Source organism: Bdellovibrio sp. CKG001, from assembly GCF_055397465.1.
Map to the genome: position 1 here is coordinate 2,890,887 of NZ_AP029173.1, position 19,092 is coordinate 2,909,978.

The window sequence follows — 19,092 nt, forward strand, 5'->3', positions numbered from 1 at the left end:
ACAATAAAAAAGGCCCACTTTTAACAAGTGGGCCTTTTCGTTTTTATTGCTTTATCACTCTGGAATCGGCAGATCCGTGATCACACCGCCGTCATCAGCAACTGGAGGTGGCGGAGTCTTCGGCGGCTTGGTGCTGCCTGTTCCTGAACCTGAAGAGCCAGAACCTGATTTCTCCTGCTCTTCTTTACGTTTGCGCTCTTCTTCTTCCTTGCGCTTGCGTTCCTCGTCCTGACGTTTCTTTTCATCTTGTTTGCGCTGCTCATCCTGTTTACGCTGTTCATCCTGACGGCGTTGCTCTTCCTGCTTGCGCTGCTGTTCCTGCTGCTTGCGGGCTTCTTCCTGCTTGCGAGCCTCTTCCTGGCGACGCTTGTCTTCCTGAGTCTGAGAAGAACCTGAAGAAGTTCCGGATGAAGAACCCGGCTTCGGCAATTCTGGCTGAACAACTACGTCTTCACGACGGCGACGCTCTTCTTCCTGGCGGCGTTTCTCTTCTTGCTTGCGAGCTTCTTCCTGACGGCGTTTTTCCTCTTGTTTGCGCTGCTCTTCCTGCTGACGGCGCATTTCTTCCTGACGACGTCTTTCTTCAGCGGCTTTTCTTTCCGCCTCGATACGACGTTTTTCAGCTTCGATGCGGGCGCGTTCTGCCGGATCATGTTGTGCACGGCAAACGCGAACGGCACGCTGAGCATCTCCGTTGGAGCGACGGAACTCATCGACGATACAATCATTCAATCTTGGGTTCTGCATCTGGCACAGTCTGGCACCATCATCCAGGTACTGACCGCCATAAAGGAAAAGCTTGGATACGCACTGACCGAAATCAGCTGAGTTCGCCAGCTGACAGGCTTTGGCGGCTGGTAAAGAATATCTTTCTTGCTCCGACAAAGGGGAACCATCCAGATTCGCGTAATCCAAATCTAAAACGACATCAACAACACACTGTTGAAACTGGCGATCAAATCTATTGACGCTACAGATGGCTTCCGTCGTGGATGAAAAAACTCCCAAGCGAGAATATAGGTCTTCCGCACATGACATTTGGTCATAGACGGTAGCTGATCTCTGCGGCGCTGGCGGCGGCGTTTCTTTCTTCTTACCCCACCAAGCGTGAGAAACACTTGAAAAAGCCATGATAACGGACATCGCAATTACATAACGTTTCATAGAAACCTCAACATTCACGAGGGGAAATGCAACGCCTGCGCCAAAGCGCTCTCAAATTAAGACGATTTGATAGAAATTCCACGGATAAGCTTTAGACAAAGTTGCCATTTTACGCCGCCTCAAATATCCGTGCATATCCTCTGAATTCAAGGCCTTCCTGACGCCGTTACACTGTCTCAATTTGAGACTTTAAAGCCTAGCAGATGGGGCGGGAGGCAAAAATCAGATGAAACCCCAAGGCTTCTGGGATAGCCTTTCCGGCATGAACTCATTCTATACGCGCACCCAGTGGATTGAAGAAAACTTTCAGGAAATTACTCCCTCTTCCGAGGTGGTTTTAGACCTCAAGTATTCTACGGCGGACAACTTCATGAACAAGGATGTGTACGATGGCTTTCATCGTTGCTTTATGGCTCCATTGGCGGCCGAGATGTTCTTGAAAGCTTGCGAAGTCCTGCGCAAAGAGCAACCCCACTTGCAGTTCCGCATCTGGGATGCCCTTCGTCCGCGCAGCATCCAGGCTCAGTTCTTCGACTTCTTGGCAGGAACACCTTTTCAGAGTTATGTCGCAAACCCCTTCCCGGGCTCGCTCCACAACTTTGGGATGGCTGTCGACCTCACCTTGCAAACGAAGGAAGGTGAGCTTCTGGATATGGGAACTTACTTTGATGATTTTCGGGATATTGCGCAGCCCAAGTTAGAAAATCATTTCCTGAAAACCGGAGAATTAACGCAGGCTCAGTTAGAAAATAGACTGTTACTAAGAAGGCTTCTAGAGAATCAGGGATTCAAAGTGCTCGAACACGAATGGTGGCACTTCAATGCTTTGCCAAAAGATCTGGTTTACGGAAAACATCCGATTCTAGAATAAAATTATTGGGACGCGGCTAAAATTAGCAAAACACTCGCAATCGTTAGTGTCGATCATAGTAGAGCGCCTCTTAAAGAGGCGCTTTTTATCGACATCTAGTATCAAAAGAACATCCTAACAAGAAGTGGGCAGATTTTATTTGTCGGATAGCAGCTTTGGAGAGGAGACTGCAAGCATATCCTATTTGTTGAATTTGAAGGAACGTCGTGAAAGCAAAAACTATAAAAAGCGCCATTTCTTTGGCTGTTGTCTCTCTTCTTTCTACAGGCTTTGCACCTATTACTCCGATGGTGATTTACGGCGACGACAATCGCTCTGATCTCTACGAAGTCCAAAAAGAGGAAGTCCGCGCTGTTGCCGCCTCGACAGTGGCGCTGATCGGCAAGGAACATCTTCAAAATAATGATTCCAATGGCTATTACCACAAAGGCACGACTCTGGGGCACGAGAAGAAACTCTGCTCCGAGGAGAGATTCATTGACCAACCAGCTCTATCGGATTGCTCTGGCTTCTTGGTGGGCGAAGATCTTGTAGTCACAGCGGGGCACTGCATTCTTTCGGCAAGTTCCTGCAACAGCTTTTATTTTGTATTTGATTATAAAATGGAAAACGCCCACGTCGGACCAAAATTTTCGAGTTATGATGACGTCTATTCCTGCAAAAAAATCGTTGAACGCAAACTCAGTGATGAAGCCGACTATGCCCTGATTCGCCTTAATCGTCCTGTAAAAGGCCGCAAACCTCTGCGCCTGCAAACTCGTTCAGCACAGGCAGGCGACATTCTTTACACCATTGGATATCCTTCAGGCCTACCAGCCAAGGTCGCTGATAGAGCAACTGTCAGAGCATCTTACTCTGATTACTTTGTGGCAAATTTGGATACCTTCGTTGGTAATTCAGGATCCGCCGTATTCAATGCGGAAACAAATGAAGTCAATGGTATTTTAGTCCGTGGTGACGATGATTTTAAATACGATAGGGCCAGACGCTGCAATATCACGAATCGCTGTGCTGACGACTCTTGCCGTGGTGAGCATATCACCCATATCTCTTTTATCATCAAAGCCCTGGCGAAACTCAAAAGCGGTCATTTTGAATAATGGACCGATTGAGCGTATAGCCACACTCCAGGCAAAAAAAAGCCCGGAGTGGAAAGAGAGAGGAACCACTCCGGGCAGCTAGTAAGAAATTACTTCATCGGCTTCGTGTGAACCGCGAATTTTTCGAATTCGCCGTACTCATGAAGTTTGTTATAAAGCGTCTTGATCGTGATCCCCAAGTTGTTGGCAGCCTGAGTTTTGTTGCCACCGAAGTGAGCCAACGCCTTCAGGATGTAACGCTTCTCAAGCTCATGCAAAGTCATGGCTGGATCATATGCAATCACGTCTTTTTCAGCTTCGCCGTTACGGATATTCTCTGGAATATCATTTAGCATGATCATGTGACCGTCAGACAGGATCTGCAAACGTTCACAAACATTCTGAAGTTCACGGATGTTACCTGGCCACTCATAGCGAACCAAAGCTTTCATCGCCTCTTCATTCACAGTACGACCGCGGTTCAAGTACGCGTGCTGGGAGTTGTTCAGGAAGTGATTCACCAAAGCCGGGATGTCTTCCTTACGACGACGCAGAGGCGGAGCGCTCACCACGATCGTGTTAATACGATAGAACAAGTCCTCACGGAAGTTGCCACGAGTCACTTCCTGATCCAGCTCACGGTTGGTCGCACAGATCAAACGGATGTCCACTTTGATCGGGTCTTTACCACCCACGCGGAAAACTTCACCTTCTTGAATGAAGCGAAGAAGCTTCGACTGGATAGCCGGGTCCAACTCACCGATTTCATCCAGGAACAGAGTCCCGCCGTTAGCCGCTTCAGCCAAACCGATCTTGCGGTTGTAAGCGCCAGTGAAGGAACCTTTTTCGTGACCGAACAATTCGGATTCAAGCAATGTTTCACGAAGAGCACCGCAGTTGATGGCAACAAACGGCTTGTTCTTGCGGCCGGAGCGGTCGTGAATCGCGCGAGCGATCAACTCTTTACCAGTTCCGGATTCACCCAACACAAGGATGTTGGCCTGGGAGGGAGCTACACGGTCGATCATCTTCATCAAGCTGCCCATCACTTCGGACTGATAGACGATGGTCTTGTTTTCAACCACTTTGGAAGTTTGATTTGTGTTCCACATAACTTGGTTTGCATTCTGAGAAGAGGGCAAAACAGTCGTTGAGTTGTTTTCGTTCATAGCTCCACCTTTCGGTTTACGTACTTTTTAAATCTGGGTGGGCGTCTCATTTTGAATATCTCAACTTGATACGCCGCGACAACGCATTGAGTTATAACTTTGGTCGTGTAGTATTTGCAATAAAAATAATGCATGACGTTAACTTTTTTTTAGGGTGTGAGCCCTAATATAGGGACCTTCAGGGCTATGGCGAAGGCATTTAGGCTTTCTGAAAATATAGATAAATACCTGAAATACATGACTTTTATTAAGTCTGCCTCCCCCCTGACGATCAAGCACTACAGCCTGGATCTGAAGCAGGCCTTCAATTATGAAGATCCCTCAGTTAAGGCTCAATCTATTTCGGAGTCCGAATTACTATCCACTGCTCGGGCGGCTTTCAACCAGTGGGCGCACCTGTCCCTGGCCTCTCGCAATCGTAAAGCCGCCACTCTGAAGAGCTTCTTTTCCTGGGCCTTTGAAGAAAGCCTGACCGAGAAAGATCTGTCCGTGCAGATCACCTGCCCTAAAGTCCCGAAGAAACTGCCGCACTTTGTGAGTGTGGATGAAGCCCTGGCTGTTTTGAAAAGCTTTGATGCCGACGACAAAGTCCCTCTGCGAGAGAAGGTTCTGTTCCTGCTGTTGTACGGCGGCGGCTTGCGTGTCAGTGAGGCCTGCAACCTGAAGTGGAGTGAAGTGCACCTTTCGCAGAAGATTTTGCGAGTCACCGGAAAAGGTTCCAAGGAGCGAGTGGTGGCCCTCCCCGCTCTGACTGTGGAAGTTTTGCTGAAGTGGAAAAAAGAAAGTTCCTTTAACGAGTATGTCCTGGGTGAAAAGCCCCTGAATTCCAGAACCGCCTATGAGATGGTTCGGCAAAGTGGCGTGCGCGCCGGACTTCTCAAACCCCTGCATCCCCATGCTCTTCGTCATAGCTTTGCCACTCATCTGCTAAGCAGCGGAGCCAACTTAAGAACCCTGCAAGAGCTGCTGGGCCACGAAAGCCTGCAAGCCACCGAGAAATACACTCACTTGGGAATTGATCAACTGGCCCGCACGATGGAAAACCTGCATCCACTGGGTAAAGGCAAATAAACTTAAAGCATGGCGTGTTCGATGTAGTGTCGAACCATTTGCTCCACATTATGGAGTTCCTCATCCACAATCTGACGATAGGACACGAGTTGATTGGAGTCCGCCAGATTGGTCTTCAGGAATGGCGCCATCCACGGCTCTGCATCCACCACCCCCTGCTGCAACAGGAATTTCAAATAGAAATGCATCTTCACCACCAGAGGGTCCTGAGCCGTTTCCAGAGCCCGCAACGTGTGGCCCAGAAGATTGAACAGGAATTCGGAGTTTTTATCGCCCTCCTGGCTGACCTTGCTGACACACTCCAGGATATGCAGTGCCAGTTCCAGACGATCATAGTCCGTTCGCAATCCAACAAAATCATTCACCAAAGTGGCTTCTTGCAGCACATGCATTTTGCCTTCTTCGGAAGCCTGCTTGTAAGTAAAGCTGACAAAATGAGTGGGCTCTAGAACACCGCCGCCAAAGCGCTTTTTGCTTTTTAAGGCGCCACGAGCGATAAAAGAAAGCTTTTCCCCCTGCACGGAAATCGCATGCAAAATCAAATCGGATTCACCGTATTTCACTTTTTTCAGGATGATAAAACGATTTTGCGCCTGGGTCACACAGTCCAACTTTGCTGGGATTTGATATCTTCATACGAAGATATCACGATCTTGGCAAAGTCTTTTGTATTCAAAAGATCGGGGCCGATAATCAGCATCCCTCGCAGCGTTTCCAGACTGGGAGCAGGCTCCCACCAGTGATGGAACATTTTGACCACCGACCAGTGACACATGTTGGTGGTTGCCAACTGCCGCCACCCCTCTTTTAAATCCATTCCAAGCTGCTGAAAAATCCTCTGTGCCAGAGCTTCCGCACTGACATCCTTAAAGACCATCACGGCCCGGTCTGAAAGACGGGACTGCCCGGCTTTAAAGTAGGGTTCCGCCACAACTGAAAGATCCTTTTCTATCTGCTCCATCAGAAGCGTGTTCTGCATTCGTCCCGCTTTGGACTTTTCCAGGATAGAAACAAAATCCACCCCACCCCAGCTCATATTGTGCGCCATCATCGAAGGCGAGCGGAATCTTTCTCCCACCAGGGCCACGGCGGCGTGAGGCTCAAATGAACACAGACGAACTGAGTACGGTCGAATTTCCGATGGCGTGTAAAAATGCTGGGCATGCGAAACGCGGAAGGAAAAAATTCTTTTCTCATTCAAAAGGCGATCCAGCTCATCTGCAAAAGGATAGAGTTCTCCCGTGACCGGATGGTCTTCACTGAAAAGGACGAAGCAAGTGTCCTTCTTCAGGCTTTCCACCCACTCTTTCACCTCAGTGATTTGTGTATGAGACCGTGTATGAACCTCGTAAGTTTCTTTGTAATAGTAACCGAGCAGCCCTTCAAAGGCCGAGGTCTGACCCAGAATCACACCGATTGCCTTTTTGTGTGACATAAACTGCGCCGTACTTTGAGATATCTCGTAGACAGCCTGAAACAGGCCATTATAAACACGGGCCCGAACTCGCGGCGCCAGCCCCAAATAGGATTTAACTTGATCGTTCAACTCTTCCCAGGATTCAGGGCGCACAACATCGATGAGCATACTGTCTATCAAGATATCAGATTGCCTCATAAAAGAGAGTGCGACGAAGGTCTTATTTTAAGACGGTATTTTGAGAATGCGAACCGGGGACATTACACTGAAGTCGTTTGTCAGGAGTTCGTTTATGCGTATGCCATTGTATCTTGTGTTCGTTCTACTCATTGTTTCACCAACGGCTTTTGCCCGGGATCTTTTTGAAGCCCGCGTCTCATACGGCATGCTGAACGCCAATCCCAATATGGATTCACTCTGCCCCAGCTGTGCCACCTCTGCCCCCAGCGTCACCCCTGCTTATGGTTTGGGAGCAGATGGCATCTTGACTCTGCCACTGCCTTTCGTTCCAGGCCTTGGTTTGCGCTACGAAAACATGGAACTTTCCACAACCAAATCAGGACAGGATCACAAAGCCAATTTCAGTCGAACAGCTTTGTTACTTAATTGGAGGCCCATTGATAATTTGATTTTTGTGGGTCCTGTTTTGACATATGGTCTTTCCCATTCGACAGATTATAAAGTCACGGAATTTGGTGCACAGCAAGCCAGCTTTTCTGCAGGCTCCGCCAAGTCTTATTCCGTCGGTTTAGAGGCAGGAGTTAAACTCATTGGCTTTTCTGTTGGAGCTGAGCTGGGCTATCAGGATTTCCGCTGGGATGACGCGACAGACTCAACTGGTAACGCACCCAAACAAGACATCAATATGAGTGGGACTTACGGTAAATTTATCCTTGGCTTTTCTATTTAATTATTGAAATCTTGGCACCTCTGTTACACTAAGAAGTGAGAGGTGCCCTATGACTAAAAAACAAATTGAATGGCCAGTGGCCCTATTCTTGGTGCTCAATCCACTGATCACTCTGATCCTGGCCCCGATTTATTTCTATTTCTACGGATTTCAATGGGGCATCCTGCTTTTTGCTTTGATTTTTGCTGCTGCAACAAACCTGGCAATCACGGCTGGATATCACCGCCTGTTTTCCCATAAAAGCTATGATGCCCACCCATTTGTTAAAGCCATGTTCCTGCTGGTCGGTGCTTCAGCCTTCCAAGGTTCTGCTTTGAAATGGTCTTCAGATCACCGCCGTCACCACACCCACATCGACAGCGAAAAAGATCCTTATAGCATCGAAAAAGGTTTCTGGTACGCACACATGGGCTGGATGTTCTATAAAGAATCCGTCGACCAGAAGATTCACGCTCCGGATCTTGAAAAAGACTGGATGGTTAAATTCCAAAACGACTACTACGTTCCCGTAGCGATCATCACAGGCTTCTTGGTTCCGACCCTGATTGGCTGGATGATGGGCTCATGGCTGGGCGGCTTGGTGATCGGTGGCGGCCTTCGCATTGCCCTGACTCAACAGAGCACTTTCTTCATCAATTCCCTGTGCCACACTTTGGGAAAACAGACTTATTCCAAAGAAATCTCAGCACGTGACTCCTGGTTTGTTGCATTGCTGACCCACGGTGAAGGCTATCATAACTTCCACCACAAGTTCCAAATCGACTATCGCAATGGAATCAAATGGTACCACTGGGATCCAACTAAATGGGTGATCCGCAGCTTAAGCCTGATGGGCCTTGCGACCAAACTTCGCCAGATTTCCAACGTCGAAATTCTTAAAGCCCGCTTGCAAGCAGAGGCGGCAGAACTGACCAAACATGGTTTTGCTGAAGAAAAGCTGGCGCAGATGAAAGAAAAGATCCTGGAAGCGCAGAACAGAATGAAAAAACTGCGTGAAGACTACGAGCAATTCAAACTGGATGCCGCCCGCAAACGCGAAGAGCTTAAAGAAGCCTACGACTATAAACTGGTCGAACTTCGCCGGGACATGGAAATTGCCAAGTTGGAATTCCAGATGGGAATGAAACAATGGCGAGTCTACGTCAGATCCGTCTAAGACTTGACTCAAACACAAACCCACAACTTAATTAGTTGTGGGTTTTTTGTTTTTGGAGGTTCTATGAAATTCATTCTGACTCTGATTTTCAGTCTGTCTTTGTCGGTTCCAGCAGCCACACAAGCCGGTGAATTTGCCACTCAATTCAAAACCAAATATCTGCCCAAGAAGCTGGCTGCGGTTGAGCCGGGCAAAACCTCAAAAAAAGAGATTCTGAAGTCTTTCGGAAAGCCACTAAAAGTTGAAAACAACGGAAGCCTGCTGTTCTTTAAAACGGGTGATATCCCCTACGACACGACTGTGGAAATCAAGAACGATCAAGTGCAATCGTTCTATTTCCGTCTTCCAGAAGGGAAAGTGTCACTGAAAGACATCCAAGCCCAATTGCCTGCATCCATCATCAAAGAAGAATCCGAAGCAGGACACGGAGAAGGCACTGAAACACAGATTGAACACGACGGCGTCCGCCTGGTGATCAAGAACACCAAAGCCTCCCCCATTAAGTCTTTCTATCAAAGCGTTTCACCTTGATCCTCCCAAAATGAAAAAGCCGCAAACACTTTGTGCCTGCGGCTTTAAATTGACCAAAAATCTTAACTATTCACACTTTTTGGATTTGTTATAGAAGAACCAATGGAATTTTGAACGATCGGCACTAGGGGCACCATCCACCGTGCGGTTCTGATCCAGATACTCGCGATGCACTTTACAGTCCTGGACACGATAAGCCTCATTCATCGCCAGCATGTCCTGGAAGGATGGCAGATAGCCTTTCTTTTTATAGAATTCAGCTTCTTGCTTATAGATATTCTCTTCCAGCACCTTCGCAACTGCTTCGAACTGCACATTGGTTTTGATGCTGTCTACAGGCATATACTTCGGCAATGTGTCCTTTGCCACTCCAAACTGGCGAACCATCTTGGCGAAGTAAGCCTTTACACTGTGCTGAGGAGCCCAGTGGAATGTGTAGTCCTTCTCAATCATCCAGCCATACAAACTTTGCAAAACCGCATCCTGCATGCGCACCTGACGAAGTAATGGCATAAAGCGGTATTCGGCAACGAAATCAAAGCGTGGATCCACTTCGATGTCATAAGGCGCAAACAAAGAAGTCTTCGTCACACCCAAGCTACGTGGATAGTCCGTGTTCTTAAACTTGGAAACCGTGCTGCGGAACTTAGGGACAATAAACTGCCCCGCTGATGCCTTGTCATAGGCCATACGAACAACTTCAGAACAGAAGATCGAAGAATAGTCGTCATCGTTCATGGCGAAGTCATAGTGAATGCCCTTTTTCTTGTCCAAAGCGGCTTTGGCGTGATCGTACATAAAACGAGCCGCCTTTTTCGCCATCGCCTGATCTGGAGAACGGAACAAGGCCACACGGGAATCTTCAGCCTGACGCCATTTTTCCAACGGTGTGACAATCACTCCGTACTGAATCAGTGATTCCACGACATATTTCTTCCCAGCCTTATCTTCACCCACCAGAGCCAAATGAGAGAAGTTGCCTTCTTCATCCGCAATACGAGCAATCATGGCAGACACATAGGACTTACCACGAATCAGCATCACGTCGCCGGACTTCAATTCAAAGCCAGCGTACTTTGGATTGGTCCAGGTGCTGGGTTTTTCATTGATCATGATCGGGGTCTTTTTAAACGTGTAAACTTTGTTCGTGTACAACCAATCCAAAAGATATTCTTCCGAGAAGCGCGCATACTGGAAGCCTTCACGGATCTCAGTAATACATTCCTTACTCAATTCATTGCGGGCATCAAAGGCCTGCAACTTTTCATGCAAAGACACACGGATCTGGAAGATGGTGTCCAATACCTCCGGGCCGAATTTCTTTAGATTTTCCTGTTCCGCAGAAGTTTTGGGAATGAAATGATCAGCCGGCAGATAGTACAGATAGTCTGTGACTTTATTAACAAAGCTGGCACAGGTTTGTGGGTTGAAAATCTGCGGATTGTTAATATCCGACAACACCTTTTGACTTCCTGTGATCAATTCATTCGTGCTGGCGGGATTGCGATAAGACTTAAATTCCGCAGACTTATTCGGCGTGCTGGAACAAGCCGTGAATAATCCAGTTGCCGTCGCAGCAGCCAACAAAACGAGCTTCTTCATAATGTATTCTCCTAAATGTGACCTTTTATTTTTCGGCATCCAGGGGACCACACATAACTGGACCTTTGAACAGGAAGTGTGCCTCCCGACCTTTGGCCCCCTGTATTTTCTCGCCCGTCTTTACGATAAGAGGCTGTCAAAAATTACGACAAGATTTACCAACTTTGAGGAGACAGCATGAGTGCCCAAGGCGCAATGAAACAGGAATTCTTCCAGATCGACGAAAACACCCGCAAAAAAGTCATCCGTCAGGATAGAAATGACGTCGAACCGGGAACTTGCTTCCTTTCGATTCCAGGTCGTCAACTGGAAGTCTTAAACATCAGCTCTTTTGGTTGTGCGGTTTTGGTTCCGGGCGCGGACTATCAGGATTTTCAGCAATGGTACAATCAGCATTCTCACATGGAAGCGGATGTCTTCTTTAAAAATATTCAAACACAGCATGTGGCTTTGCGTTGGGCTCGTTCCGAAAATCACAGTAAATCCGTAACCGGCGAAATGATCGTGGGTTTTGAGGTTCTGGGCGAACCTCTGAAGGTGGAGCGTATCAAAGCACTGGAAGCCTCTGCCGAAGTCATTGCGTCGCAAACAGAGTATGCCACCAATCTGGCGCAACTTCCTGCAGAGTTTAAAACCTTTGTATATGAAATGAAAGACTGGCTGGAAAAGCTGAAAAGCCGTATCGACAAGCTGGAAGCAGAATCTCCAGTGGACAACTGGAAGGAAGCTCAGGACTATCGCATGACAATTGCCGATGCGGTTTCCGACTATTTGGGCCATGTGCTGCCAATGAAGTATTCCCAGATCCCGACTTTCGTTCAAAACTTCACGCCGGATCAATTGAAATGGGCCACCCAGTTTGCCCGTGAACAAATCGGTCATCTGGTTTACGGAGCTCCCTTTGCCAACCGCGCTTATTACAAACCTCGCGGCTATGCCGGTGACTACGAAATGATGAATCACCTTTATCGCGATGAATTGGTCGGGAAAACGTTGTTTGACCAGTGTATGCACAAATACTTTATCGACGAACCCGCAGGGGCGGCGGTGAAAAACCGTGGTCAGTATTTGTTTGAAAAGATCACTCAGTTGTTCGACAAGACCTCCCCGACAACGCCTTTGAAGGTTCTGTCTGTGGCTAGCGGTCCTGCGATGGAACAGCAAATCTTCCTGCAAAATTCACCGGCACACTACGGCCGCCCGGTTGAATTCACTTGCTTGGATCAGGACGAAGAGTCTTTGAAACACGCACAAAGACAACTGCACTCGGTTGAGCGCTTTGTGAAGTCCGGATTCAAGTTCAAGTTCAACAACATGGCCATTCGCAATGTGATCGCCGCCGGATTGCCGGAAACGGACTACGACATGATCTACTCTGCCGGCCTGTTTGACTACTTTACAGAACCCGTCGCTCAAATGGCAGCGCAGAAGATGCTGGCCTCTGTAAAACCCGGTGGCCATGTCATTATCGGAAACTTCAGCAAAGACAACCCATGTGTACCATTTATGGAGCTGGTTTTGGACTGGCATCTGATCTATCGCTCTGAAGAGGACCTTCTGCGCATGTTCAAGGGCATGGGATCAAAAGTTTGGGTTGAGAAAGAGCCTCTGGGCGTGAACCTTTTTGTAGTGATTCAAAAGTAGGGATTCAAGGCCACTTTTATGCTGGGGAATGAAATTACCACCTCGCAACTTCGTGAGTTCGAGGTGATTGAAGAAATCAGATCTGTTCTAAAGGTTGTCGCCAATTGGATGGCAGTGCCTTTGTTTATGGCCTTCTGGGTCGCGGATCTGATTTATGTACCCCAGTTTAAATGGCACTTTCTGGCTTTGCGCCTGACCATCATTCCTTTGTGTTTCCTGGCAAACAGAGAACTGAAAAAAGAACGCACGGCCATCCGAACCCAATTTGTCGCTGCGTTGTATGCGACCTTGGTGGCTTTGCCTATTAATATCATGATCTACATGATCCCGGATGTCGGTACCGGCTACTATGCCGGTCTGAATCTGGTCGCACTTGGCGGCCTTTCATTCATTCCGTTTTCCACGGCCTTTTTTGTGGCAACGGCCGTGGGTATCTATCTGCCTTACTTTGTCATTGCCGCCCTTAAGATTCAGAACCTGACGGATCTTTGGCCGGTGGTGCTGAACTCGTTCTTTATTGTCGGCTCGATCGTCATTTGCTTCCTGATTCGCTTCTTCCACGAAAAGCTTCGTGTGCGCGAAATCAACAGCCGTCTGGCTTTGAAAGCAGAGATCGCCAATCGCGACAACCTGATTAAAAGTAAAACCGAAGAAGCTGTGCGCCTGAACACCCTGAGCACTCAATTCAGCCCGCAGGTGGTACAAGCTATTCGCGATGGCCGCGTTGATATTGAAAAGGGCGTCCGCAGGTCCCAGATCTGCGCTATCTTCGTGGACATTGTCGGCTCCACCGAACGAGTCGTGCGACTGGACCAGGCCAAAGTGGACATGGTGCTTGCGCGCTTCATGGACACTGTTGTCAGCATCTTCCTGAAGTACGATATCACTATCGACAAGTTCCAAGGTGACGGAATTCTGGCTTTCGCAAACGATCCCATCCGCTATGGAGACTTCATGCAAAGAACCTGTCTGGCGGCTTTGGAAGTGCGCCAAGCCTTGCGCCAGGACCGTGAGTTCTATCTTATGAACTGGAAGAAAGAGATGCAGATTCGCGTCGGGATTTCCGCCGGATATGCCAATGTTGGCTTCTATGGAAACAAAAAGTTCTTCCGTTCTTACACCGCCATCGGGGCTCCTCTGCCGTTTGCCTCCCGCCTGACAAATCTGGCCGAGCCCGAACAGATTCTGATTGATTCTGACATTGCGCAATCACTGATGGCTGAAGGTTTCCAAGTCCGCAATATCGGCGCCCGCACCATCAAAGGGTTTGAAGACGACACTCACTATGTCTTTGAACTGATTCAGGCTCCGGAAGCTCGTAAAGAACATGCTAACTCAGGCTGCCCTCACTGTCCGGATTCAGTTCTGTATCTGGATACAAATGTGCACGGACATTTCGTCATGAAGTGCCGCACCTGCAACTACGAGGCAGCCGAGGGCTCTCCCACCCTGCTTGCCAACTAAAAATCCCCCCAGGCCACTGTTGAGGCATTTGACAGGGCTATGACTCTTTGGGCTTCAGACACCTGCAGTCTCATTCTGAGACGATGAGACCTGCTGTAAGTATCTGATAATTGTGGAATCCTTTTTGGCAAAGCTCTTGCTTTAAGAAGTACCTGAGGAGGTGCTTCTATGAAAGTGACCACATCCCCTTTGTACAAGATGCTATTCCTAAGCCTTACCCTCAGTATTGGCTGGAACAACCCTGTGGATTCCTCCACAGACCTAGCTTCCAAGGACAAACAAGGTCTGTCTGCACCTTTCACAATTACGGTGCCTCCCATTTCCAAACTTGTATCTGATAAAGACAAGGACAAGGCTGAGGAAGAACCCACAGAACCTACTCCTATTATTGAGCACGCGCTGGATAAGATCGAAAGTGCCAAGGGCTTCCAAGGTCTTTTTGGCTGGAATGATAACACGGCCAATCGCAACTGCTCCTCTTGCGAAGATGAAATTCGCAATATGCGCTACATGCAATGCAATAAGCAAAATGACTATCTTGAGTCTGAAATGGCGACTGCCGTTTTAAGCAAAGGCTTATTGGGCGACATTATCCGTGCTCCGATTAAAACAAATTCCATCATCAAGCCTGTCTGTATTCAGATGGGTATGAATATGAAGTTCGGCGCCAGCAGCAAGACCTTCCGTGAATGTTCTGCAAACGGCACTGCCCGCCAGGCTTTCCGCCCCTGTATTTCTGAAAACTACTTCAAGATGATCAATAACAGCTTTGAAGCCGTCAGTTCCTGCATGAAGGAATTCCTGGCCCCTGGCGCCGGTGAAGAAACCCAGAACCTGGATGTTCGCGCCGTTTACGCTTTGATCAATGTTGAGTCCGGCTTCCACGTCAACGCCCGCAGCGGGACCGGGGCTGGTGGTATCGGTCAATTCACCGCGTCCGCTATCCAGGATGTGAACGCCAATGAGTTGAATGCTGTCAGAATCTCTTTGGAAGGCAACAAGAACCCTCTTTGCTCTCGACTGTCCCTGGAGCTGTTGGACACGATGACTCCAATGCGCGCTTCCAGCAACTATTCCTGTGATCGCATGTCGTTGAAAAGCGGCAACCCGATGAAGAACATGATCTACACCTACGCTTATCTAAAAGGTATCAAATCCGATATGGATATGATGATCTTCAATAACAAGAACTATAAAAATAAGTTCCGTCTGTCTGAGTACGATTTGAACAAAGTCAAACGTGCTTTGATGGTTTGGTCCCATAACACAGGCCCTGCAGGAACGTGGACTCCAGCAAAGGCTTTGCTCAACACTTTCTATCGCGGTAAGACCGTGACAAATGCGGATCAATTCATCCAGCAAATGCAACAGTATATGCAGAAGTTCCCGGCCAGTGCGAACAAGTCATCCGCTCGCCGTAAAGAGACTTCGCATTACTTCCCATCTATCACTAAAACTTTAAATTCAATCGAGCAATCTGTCGGAGGTGGCTCATGCGTAAACTAATTATGATCGTGACAATGATTTTAATGAGCAGTTCAGCGTGGGCTTTCCAGGATTTCGAAACCTATCAGGCCACTGACAAGCTGATTGAAAGAATGCAGGTTGAAACTAACATGCAAAGACGTCTGCGTATCATGGACGCTTACAAGAACTTCCTGTATCAGCGTTTGAATACAATTGAAATCCCCGACTTGACTGAAACTCCAGATAACGATCCTCGTCTGGAAGAGTATCGCAGTCTGACCGAGTTTGATAATTACGTGAATCTGATCCGTATGCGCCAAGTGGATGCCAAGACTTGCACCTCTACAAAAATGCATATCGAACGATCCACCAGCCGCGACGGTGGCGTGGTCCCTGAGGCCGTTGAAGCTCTGAAAATTCTTACAGCTCTTTGCAGCACATAACACAAAAGGCGGGTCCCCCCGCCTTTTTCATTTATAATGAAAACTCTTTCATCAGTTTGGCTGCGATCGGGTTGTCGATCTTGCGATCTGCTGCCATCAGCCAGATCTCTTCGTAGATCCCTTGTAAGGTGCCCAGCACCACCAGCTTCTTTTCTTTGATCAGATCCGCAGCCGCCAACTCGACAATAGGAATTAAACCAACCCCCTCCTGCCCGAGCAACTTTTGCAGACTGGTGTCCTGGGTTTCCGCGATACGATCCACACGAATGCCATTCACCGTGAAATAGTGCTCCAGATCCCGGCGCAACCGACTGTGAATCGTTGGGAAAATAAACGGTTGCCCCTCCAGCGAATGCGGGAATCCCCGACGCAGATGTTTGAACTCCGGTGAAGCACACACCACCACATCCAACTGAGCAATGGATTTGGCATAAACGGTTTGAAAATCCACGTTCGGCGGATAATTGGAAAGCAGAAGATCGATCTGATGAGCACTCAACTCACGCAAGAGATCTCCCCCTGCGCCCTCCAACACTGACACCGCACAATTGCCCTTCTTATAGGCCTGCAAAACCACTTCCAAAATAATCTGCTTGGGCACGCTGTCGAGAGCCCCAATCTGTACATGCACACGATTGTTCTGCAAACGATCCTGCAGAACCTCCACCATCTCAGATCCCAAACGGAACACCTGATCGGCATACTCAAAGGCAATGCGACCGGCCTCTGTCAAAAACAGCCTTTGCTTGCGTCTTTCAAAAAGATTCTTCCCTAAGGACTCTTCCAGTTGTTTTAATTGGGTACTGAGAGTCGGCTGCCCCATGTTCAGCTTTTCTGCAGCCTTGGCAATGGTCCCTTCTTTGGCGATCACATAGAAGTAATGCAGGTGATGATAGTTCAGCCACTGCATTTGATCATTGATTTTAACGGGCATGCCAAACCTCATTGTTTTTAGCGATTAACTTAATAAAGATTATCTAATTTTTAAAACAACAGGAAGTCTTTATACTGCGCCCTGGAGGTTTAACTGTGAACGAAGTTTTATTATTCCCTTTTGCTGACTATTGGTGGTTCTACGCGGGCTTTATAGCTTTCGTGATCGCTATGCTTGCCCTGGATCTGGGCGTATTTCATAAACACTCACATACGGTGAGTTTCCGCGAGGCCACGATTTGGTCTATCGTTTGGGTCACCATCGCGATGATCTTTAACGCGGGTCTTTACTACTATACCTTGATGCGGTTCCCTGAAAATCCGGGCATTGCCAAGCAGGTGGGGTTAGAGTTCCTCACCGGATATGTGATCGAAAAGTCCCTTTCTATCGATAACATCTTCGTCTTTGTTGTCGTGTTCGGGTTCTTCTCAATCCCCAACAAGTACCAGCACCGCGTGCTCTTCTACGGTATACTGGGAGCCCTTATCTTCCGTGCGATCTTTATCGCCATGGGCTCTGTGTTAATGCAGTATCAAGCTGTGGTTTTGATCTTCGGTATCTTCCTGATCATCACTGGTGTTAAGATGATGTTCCAGCCGGACAAAGAAGTGGATCCTTCTCGAAATTGGCTGATCAAATGGCTTAAAAAGCACATCCCTGTGGCTGACCGCATGCATGAAGACCATTTCTTCATCAAAGAAGATGGCATTAAAAAGGCGACCCCACTGTTCATCGCCCTGGTGTTCCTGGAATTCACGGACATCATCTTTGCGGTGGACTCCGTACCTGCGATCTTCGCAATCACAAAAGAGCCTCTTTTGGTGTTCACATCTAACATCTTTGCGATTCTGGGCCTGCGTTCGCTGTACTTCCTGTTGGCTGGTGTAGTTGATAAGTTCCACCTGCTAAAGTATGGTCTGGCTCTGGTCCTGGTCTTTGTCGGCCTTAAGATGGTATGGTTGAACAAGTTGTTCGGCGGCCACTTCCCGATCGGCATCTCTTTGGCGATTATTTTCACCTTTATCGGTGGCTCAATCGCAGCTTCATTGATGTTCCCAAAGAAAAAAGCTTAACTTATAGACAGACCCCCTAAGAAAAGAGATCATATTCTTAGGGGGTTTTTTATGACTAAAAGACTGTTCCTGGCTCTGAATGCGACCGATCCTTTGGCCGACACCTTTCTGCCGACCCTGAAAAAGCTGAAAATCAATGCTGACCGCCGCGACATGACTGTGAAGTGGGTTCCTGTCGACAACTACCATGTGACTGTCACATTTCTGGGAGAGACTCCGGAAGAAGACATCAGCAAGGTGGCTGAAACTTTGGCAGAAGTCTGCACACGCTTTACCCCGTTTGAACTGAAAATCGAAGACGTTGGAGCCTTCTCTAACGAACACGATGCCCGCGTCTTATGGCTGGGAGTTCAAAATAAAAGATATTTGGGCGAGTTCAAAGAAGCCCTGGATCAGGAACTCGTTGCGAAAAATCTGCTGTCGCAACTGGAAGAGCGAAGCTACTCGCCTCATCTGACCGTGGGGCGTCTGCGCAATCCGCGCAGCGTGAAGGATATGATTTCGCCTTTTAAAAGAAAAAGCTTCGGTAAGATTCAGGTGGATGAAGTTGTATTGTACGAATCTACACTGCAAGGGGCCTTCCCTGTGTACAAACCCCTTGCTCGATGTAAGCTGACCGGAGAAGCCGACTTAGCGGATGGCATTCCCGTAAAGACGGATGTAGATATTGCTATCACGTAGATAGATCGTCACATCACCCCAGTGGCTGCCTTCAACCGTCGGGTGGAAGATCACACGAATCGTGCATCTTTGACCCGGCATCAGAATTTGTGGGCAGTTGGTGTCCACGCGATATGCAAATGACCCATGAATCCCCAACCCACGAATGAACGTGGAATCAGGTCCATTCGCCGTCAAAGTAAAATCCTGAAATCTTGCTGAGTGAACAAATGAAGTTCCGAAGTTGTAGTTAAGATATTGATCCTGAGCTTTTGCCTCAACCGTTAAAGGTTGCACAGTCACATCAGCCAAAGCCAATGCCGGAGCGAAAACCAAAGCCAGAGCCATCAAAAACTTTTTCATAGAATCCCCCTTCTATGACCTAAGTCTGGCAGGTGTGTCGGCGTGCAAGCAAACAAAAAGGGAGTCTTTCGACT

19 protein-coding genes are annotated in these 19,092 nt (G+C 48.1%); 12 read left to right on the forward strand and 7 right to left on the reverse strand.

Annotation, left to right across the window (positions count from 1 at the left end; translation table 11 throughout):
* Positions 1-54: 54 nt before the first annotated feature.
* Positions 55-1,164: a hypothetical protein gene (locus ACZ50P_RS13670; RefSeq protein ID WP_464131774.1), complete on the reverse strand. Its 1,110-nt coding sequence runs from the start codon at positions 1,162-1,164 to the stop codon at positions 55-57.
* A gap of 226 nt (positions 1,165-1,390) precedes the next feature.
* Here ACZ50P_RS13670 and ACZ50P_RS13675 point away from each other — a divergent pair, with 226 nt between their 5' ends.
* Both ACZ50P_RS13675 and ACZ50P_RS13680 read left to right on the forward strand, forming a co-directional pair.
* A complete protein-coding gene (locus ACZ50P_RS13675; protein WP_464131776.1) occupies positions 1,391-2,035 on the forward strand; it encodes a M15 family metallopeptidase in 645 nt (214 codons plus the stop codon).
* A 206-nt stretch (positions 2,036-2,241) separates the two neighbouring features.
* The gene (locus ACZ50P_RS13680) at positions 2,242-3,135 is read left to right on the forward strand and encodes a trypsin-like serine peptidase (protein ID WP_464131778.1); all 894 of its coding nucleotides are present in this window, start codon (positions 2,242-2,244) and stop codon (positions 3,133-3,135) included.
* A gap of 89 nt (positions 3,136-3,224) precedes the next feature.
* Here ACZ50P_RS13680 and ACZ50P_RS13685 read toward each other — a convergent pair whose 3' ends face one another.
* Positions 3,225-4,283 carry a sigma-54 interaction domain-containing protein gene (locus ACZ50P_RS13685; RefSeq protein WP_464118240.1) on the reverse strand — a complete coding sequence of 353 codons (1,059 nt, stop codon included), beginning with the start codon at positions 4,281-4,283 and terminating at the stop codon, positions 3,225-3,227.
* Between the two features lie 186 nt (positions 4,284-4,469).
* Between ACZ50P_RS13685 and ACZ50P_RS13690 the strand changes: the two genes are divergently transcribed.
* Entirely contained in the window at positions 4,470-5,354 is an 885-nt protein-coding gene (locus tag ACZ50P_RS13690) for a tyrosine-type recombinase/integrase (RefSeq protein WP_464131780.1), read from the forward strand.
* A 2-nt stretch (positions 5,355-5,356) separates the two neighbouring features.
* Here the strand turns inward: ACZ50P_RS13690 and recO are convergent, their stop codons facing one another.
* Both recO and ACZ50P_RS13700 read right to left on the reverse strand, forming a co-directional pair.
* Positions 5,357-5,956 (reverse strand): DNA repair protein RecO, encoded by a 600-nt coding sequence (gene recO, locus ACZ50P_RS13695; RefSeq protein ID WP_464131782.1) that lies wholly within the window; start codon positions 5,954-5,956, stop codon positions 5,357-5,359.
* On the reverse strand, positions 5,953-6,939 hold the full coding sequence (locus ACZ50P_RS13700) for a hypothetical protein (protein WP_464131784.1): 987 nt from the start codon (positions 6,937-6,939) through the stop codon (positions 5,953-5,955). Before ACZ50P_RS13700 ends, recO begins: the two co-directional genes overlap by 4 nt.
* A 124-nt stretch (positions 6,940-7,063) precedes the next feature.
* Between ACZ50P_RS13700 and ACZ50P_RS13705 the strand changes: the two genes are divergently transcribed.
* The 3 genes from ACZ50P_RS13705 to ACZ50P_RS13715 all read left to right on the forward strand — a co-directional run bounded on the left by ACZ50P_RS13705 (position 7,064) and on the right by ACZ50P_RS13715 (position 9,368).
* Positions 7,064-7,681, forward strand: coding sequence for a porin family protein (locus tag ACZ50P_RS13705; protein WP_464131786.1), 618 nt, complete (start codon positions 7,064-7,066; stop codon positions 7,679-7,681).
* 49 nt (positions 7,682-7,730) lie between these two features.
* Entirely contained in the window at positions 7,731-8,837 is a 1,107-nt protein-coding gene (locus tag ACZ50P_RS13710; protein WP_464131788.1) for a fatty acid desaturase, read from the forward strand.
* A gap of 63 nt (positions 8,838-8,900) precedes the next feature.
* A complete protein-coding gene (locus tag ACZ50P_RS13715) occupies positions 8,901-9,368 on the forward strand; it encodes a hypothetical protein (protein WP_464131790.1) in 468 nt (155 codons plus the stop codon).
* A 66-nt stretch (positions 9,369-9,434) separates the two neighbouring features.
* On the opposite strand, the gene ACZ50P_RS13720 is transcribed toward ACZ50P_RS13715, so the two are convergent.
* Positions 9,435-10,970: a YiiX/YebB-like N1pC/P60 family cysteine hydrolase gene (locus tag ACZ50P_RS13720; protein WP_464131791.1), complete on the reverse strand. Its 1,536-nt coding sequence runs from the start codon at positions 10,968-10,970 to the stop codon at positions 9,435-9,437.
* A 177-nt stretch (positions 10,971-11,147) separates the two neighbouring features.
* Between ACZ50P_RS13720 and ACZ50P_RS13725 the strand changes: the two genes are divergently transcribed.
* From ACZ50P_RS13725 to ACZ50P_RS13740, 4 genes are all read left to right on the forward strand, one after another.
* A complete protein-coding gene (locus ACZ50P_RS13725) occupies positions 11,148-12,614 on the forward strand; it encodes a class I SAM-dependent methyltransferase (RefSeq protein WP_464131793.1) in 1,467 nt (488 codons plus the stop codon).
* A gap of 18 nt (positions 12,615-12,632) precedes the next feature.
* Positions 12,633-14,078: an adenylate/guanylate cyclase domain-containing protein gene (locus ACZ50P_RS13730; RefSeq protein ID WP_464131795.1), complete on the forward strand. Its 1,446-nt coding sequence runs from the start codon at positions 12,633-12,635 to the stop codon at positions 14,076-14,078.
* A 168-nt stretch (positions 14,079-14,246) separates the two neighbouring features.
* The gene (locus ACZ50P_RS13735; RefSeq protein WP_464131797.1) at positions 14,247-15,584 is read left to right on the forward strand and encodes a transglycosylase SLT domain-containing protein; all 1,338 of its coding nucleotides are present in this window, start codon (positions 14,247-14,249) and stop codon (positions 15,582-15,584) included.
* A complete protein-coding gene (locus ACZ50P_RS13740; RefSeq protein WP_464118253.1) occupies positions 15,572-15,988 on the forward strand; it encodes a hypothetical protein in 417 nt (138 codons plus the stop codon). The genes ACZ50P_RS13735 and ACZ50P_RS13740 overlap by 13 nt, the downstream gene beginning before the upstream one ends.
* A 31-nt stretch (positions 15,989-16,019) precedes the next feature.
* Here ACZ50P_RS13740 and ACZ50P_RS13745 read toward each other — a convergent pair whose 3' ends face one another.
* Positions 16,020-16,922 carry a LysR family transcriptional regulator gene (locus ACZ50P_RS13745; RefSeq protein WP_464118254.1) on the reverse strand — a complete coding sequence of 301 codons (903 nt, stop codon included), beginning with the start codon at positions 16,920-16,922 and terminating at the stop codon, positions 16,020-16,022.
* Positions 16,923-17,017: 95 nt separating this feature from the next.
* Between ACZ50P_RS13745 and ACZ50P_RS13750 the strand changes: the two genes are divergently transcribed.
* A complete protein-coding gene (locus tag ACZ50P_RS13750; RefSeq protein WP_464118255.1) occupies positions 17,018-17,995 on the forward strand; it encodes a TerC family protein in 978 nt (325 codons plus the stop codon).
* Positions 17,996-18,046: 51 nt separating this feature from the next.
* The gene (thpR, locus tag ACZ50P_RS13755; RefSeq protein WP_464131799.1) at positions 18,047-18,676 is read left to right on the forward strand and encodes an RNA 2',3'-cyclic phosphodiesterase; all 630 of its coding nucleotides are present in this window, start codon (positions 18,047-18,049) and stop codon (positions 18,674-18,676) included.
* Here the strand turns inward: thpR and ACZ50P_RS13760 are convergent.
* Positions 18,626-19,018, reverse strand: a complete 393-nt coding sequence (locus ACZ50P_RS13760; protein WP_464118258.1) for a hypothetical protein — start codon at positions 19,016-19,018, stop codon at positions 18,626-18,628. The genes thpR and ACZ50P_RS13760 overlap by 51 nt on opposite strands.
* Positions 19,019-19,092: the final 74 nt, after the last annotated feature.

Coding starts and splice junctions, on each gene's coding strand:
- ACZ50P_RS13735 (WP_464131797.1), top strand. CDS start 14,247: ATGAAAGTGACCACATCCCCTTTGTACAAGATGCTATTCCTAAGCCTT.
- ACZ50P_RS13705 (WP_464131786.1), top strand. CDS start 7,064: ATGCGTATGCCATTGTATCTTGTGTTCGTTCTACTCATTGTTTCACCA.
- thpR (WP_464131799.1), top strand. CDS start 18,047: ATGACTAAAAGACTGTTCCTGGCTCTGAATGCGACCGATCCTTTGGCC.
- ACZ50P_RS13690 (WP_464131780.1), top strand. CDS start 4,470: ATGGCGAAGGCATTTAGGCTTTCTGAAAATATAGATAAATACCTGAAA.
- ACZ50P_RS13670 (WP_464131774.1), bottom strand. CDS start 1,164: ATGAAACGTTATGTAATTGCGATGTCCGTTATCATGGCTTTTTCAAGT.
- ACZ50P_RS13725 (WP_464131793.1), top strand. CDS start 11,148: ATGAGTGCCCAAGGCGCAATGAAACAGGAATTCTTCCAGATCGACGAA.
- ACZ50P_RS13740 (WP_464118253.1), top strand. CDS start 15,572: ATGCGTAAACTAATTATGATCGTGACAATGATTTTAATGAGCAGTTCA.
- ACZ50P_RS13720 (WP_464131791.1), bottom strand. CDS start 10,970: ATGAAGAAGCTCGTTTTGTTGGCTGCTGCGACGGCAACTGGATTATTC.
- ACZ50P_RS13685 (WP_464118240.1), bottom strand. CDS start 4,283: ATGAACGAAAACAACTCAACGACTGTTTTGCCCTCTTCTCAGAATGCA.
- ACZ50P_RS13675 (WP_464131776.1), top strand. CDS start 1,391: ATGAAACCCCAAGGCTTCTGGGATAGCCTTTCCGGCATGAACTCATTC.
- ACZ50P_RS13710 (WP_464131788.1), top strand. CDS start 7,731: ATGACTAAAAAACAAATTGAATGGCCAGTGGCCCTATTCTTGGTGCTC.
- ACZ50P_RS13745 (WP_464118254.1), bottom strand. CDS start 16,922: ATGCCCGTTAAAATCAATGATCAAATGCAGTGGCTGAACTATCATCAC.
- ACZ50P_RS13700 (WP_464131784.1), bottom strand. CDS start 6,939: ATGCTCATCGATGTTGTGCGCCCTGAATCCTGGGAAGAGTTGAACGAT.
- ACZ50P_RS13730 (WP_464131795.1), top strand. CDS start 12,633: ATGCTGGGGAATGAAATTACCACCTCGCAACTTCGTGAGTTCGAGGTG.
- ACZ50P_RS13760 (WP_464118258.1), bottom strand. CDS start 19,018: ATGAAAAAGTTTTTGATGGCTCTGGCTTTGGTTTTCGCTCCGGCATTG.
- ACZ50P_RS13715 (WP_464131790.1), top strand. CDS start 8,901: ATGAAATTCATTCTGACTCTGATTTTCAGTCTGTCTTTGTCGGTTCCA.